The sequence below is a fragment of the Aestuariivita sp. genome (genome assembly GCF_049276915.1).
Lineage (GTDB): Bacteria > Pseudomonadota > Alphaproteobacteria > Rhodobacterales > Rhodobacteraceae > Aestuariivita.
The window spans coordinates 1-2,746 of record NZ_JBASXK010000044.1 but is presented as its reverse complement, the minus strand read 5'-3'; the positions used below and the strand labels follow the sequence as shown (position 1 = coordinate 2,746).

Genomic DNA, 2,746 nt, shown 5'->3' with positions numbered 1-2,746 from the left:
GCCCGGCCACCGGCGCGAACAGGGCGCCTTGGCTGACGTCGTTCGCCGCCCCAAAGCCGATGTCGGCCAGCAGGCTGCGGGTCGCCTCGACCGCGCCCAACTCGATGTCCACACCGCTGAGATGCACCGCGCCCGCCGAAGCGGCAGCCGCGAGCAACACACCGCTGCCGCAGCCGACATCCAGAACCCGGGCGCCCCGAACGTGATCTGCGGTCTCGAGGACCATCTGCACAAGGGCGGCGGTATAATCACTGGGGCGGAAGCTGGCCTCTGGGGTCCGGTCGTCAGATTTCTGCATCGCTGTCCTCCACGTTGCTAAGAACAGGGGACGCAGGGGCGTTCGCTGCTTCGATGTTACGCACGTGGAAGGCCGCGACGCCGTCGTCGGGATGGCTTTCGAGCACGGCACGGTATCGGGCGAGAGCGAGGGCGTGATCGCCCGCCACAAGGGCGTCAAAGGCATCCCGCGTAGCGCGCGCAAGGGCTACAATCTCCGGCGACGGAAGGATGTCTTCCCCGGCTCCGTAGGCGCCCATCAGTTCGTAGATCGTGACGAGCGTCCTGCGCCCCTTGACGCGCACCTCGTCGATCGGGCGAACACAGAGACGATCTCCGGCTTCACGGTAAGTGTCGTGGCTGATGCAGATGAGTGTTCCGTAAGGCTTGTTGGCGCCTTCAAGCCGCGAGGCGATGTTCACCCCGTCGCCCAGAACGGTATAGCTCAGACGCTCGTTCGAGCCGACGTTGCCGACCAGAACCACATCGGAGTGGATACCTACCCGAAGGCGCATCTCCGGCTCATCGGCATCCCGCCAGTCCGCGTTCAGCCGCTCCATGTCGCGCTGGATGGACAGCGCGGCGACACAGGCATGCCATGCGTGATCGTCCAGCGGGGCCGGTGCCCCCCAGAAGGCCATGACACCATCGCCCACGAACTTGTCGATGGTGCCCAGATCGTTGTGCACCCGGTGGGTGACGACCCCCAGAAGGCTGGAAATATGCAGGAGAAGATCGCGGGACGCTACGCGCTCGGCAAGCGTGGAGAACGCTTCGACGTCGCAAAACAGGATCGTCAGGAAGCGGCTTTGACCGCCGAGTTCGAGCTTCTGATCCGAGCCGAGAAGTTGCCTGACAAGTCCGATGGGTACAAAGCGGGAAAAGGCCTGAACTGCAGTATCAAGAGTTTCGATCGCCCGGGACAGTGCGGCAACCTCGCGGACCCGGGAGCGGACCACGGGCAGGTCGGAGCTGTCTTCGAGGTTCTGGATCCGCGCCACCTTGCGCGCCAAGCGCTGCAGAGGCAGGGACAGGAGATTTGCTATGACGTAGATTATCGCCAGTTGCAGAACGATGGCGCCAAAGCCAAGAAGCAACATGTCCCTGTTGTTCTTGGAGAATTCCCCGGTGAAGTCGCCCAGCGGCGTCAGAACCATCAGACGCCACGGCTTGCCGAGATCTTCTTCGAACGATGACAGCCCGACGATGTAGGATTGACCGGCCAGATCGAATTCATAGACCTCTTCCTCGCCTTCGAACGGTCTTTGCCCATAGGCAAAGGCCACAAGCCGGTTTTCCACGTCGGCCACATGAGGAAGCGCAACCCGGTCGTTGTCGCTGCCATAGGCGGTCGTCTCGTCTGACGCCGCCAGAACGAGACCATTTTCATCGAGCAGGTAGCTCAGGCTGTTGGGGCTGACCGATTTTTGGGCCAGATAGCGTGAAAAGCTGTCGAGCGTGACATCCGCCGCGACGACCCCGGCGAGAGCGCCATCAACAGAAAAGGCTTCGGCCACGGTGAACCCCACCAGACCGAAGGCCCAGAACACCTCGGGATCCGTAATGACGGTGGATTCTGCGGCGACGGCAACGTTGTACCATGGCCGTTTCCGCGGATCATACCCGGTCTCGGATGCCACTTCACCCAGCTCGGTCTGCCCGGAGTCGATGAAGACATAGCGGTCGAGAACCGGCTGCCCTTCAGCGGGAAGCACTAACCGGTAGGCGTATTTCGATGCAGCCGGCGGGACTGTTCCGTGAATAGGGGCCGTGGGATCTTGAAGGCGTCTTGCCTGGCGAAACGAGCCGTCCTCCGTTCCCACGTAGACGTTGAGCATCGTCTCGCTGTGCTGCAACACACCGAACAGGTAACTCAAGGAACCGTTGTCGGACAGGAAGTCCGGGGCTTTCCGCCCGAGTTCCGCCGTGTTCGAGATAATGGACTTCAATGCGTGAAATTCGGCTGCGATCTCACGCATCGTTTCGCTTCGGAATCTCTCGACCAGTTCCACGGCCTGCGCCCGCGCGACATTCTGGGCGGACGTGAAGTTTATCTGGATGTTGGCCAAGAGCACAGGAACCGTTGTCAACACGAACACGGTCATGATCGTCAGTTTCAGCGGCAGGGTGAAACGGCGGGACTGAGGGCCCCTCGTCACATGACCCGGCGCACCCAAGCCCCCCTGCGATCCGGACGGCAAATCGGGCAAATCCCGCATTGGCTGATCCAAATCACACGCTCGCGGCTGAGACGTGCGTCGCAGAGCGGGAAAAACCACACACGTCGGTTCTGGGCATGATGCACGACATGCAGTCCCGGCACATTGAGGTGATCTGGAAATGGTTCATGAAATGTCACCACTTTAATTCAGCCAAGATAATGTCATGCGTTCGGCTCATTCCTCGCGTCACCATACATCCGCACAGGCGTCTAGGTTCATGCACTCAATTGAAGTCTAAACCGACATTC

General features: G+C 61.0%; 2 protein-coding genes. Both read right to left on the bottom strand.

Features of this window, described 5'->3' with window-relative positions; translation table 11 throughout:
* Positions 1–298, bottom strand: a 298-nt coding sequence (locus WAO69_RS04320) for a 50S ribosomal protein L11 methyltransferase (RefSeq protein ID WP_422176820.1), incomplete at its 3' end; no start/stop codon positions are given.
* Complete coding sequence (locus tag WAO69_RS04315; RefSeq protein WP_422176819.1) at positions 285–2,381, bottom strand: adenylate/guanylate cyclase domain-containing protein; 2,097 nt, start codon at positions 2,379–2,381, stop codon at positions 285–287. The genes WAO69_RS04315 and WAO69_RS04320, both read right to left, overlap by 14 nt.
* Between the last annotated feature and the right edge of the window lie 365 nt (positions 2,382–2,746).

What these genes read in the sequence shown, in the direction of transcription:
- WAO69_RS04315 (WP_422176819.1), bottom strand. Translation starts at nt 2,381, where the DNA reads ATGACCGTGTTCGTGTTGACAACGGTTCCTGTGCTCTTGGCCAACATC.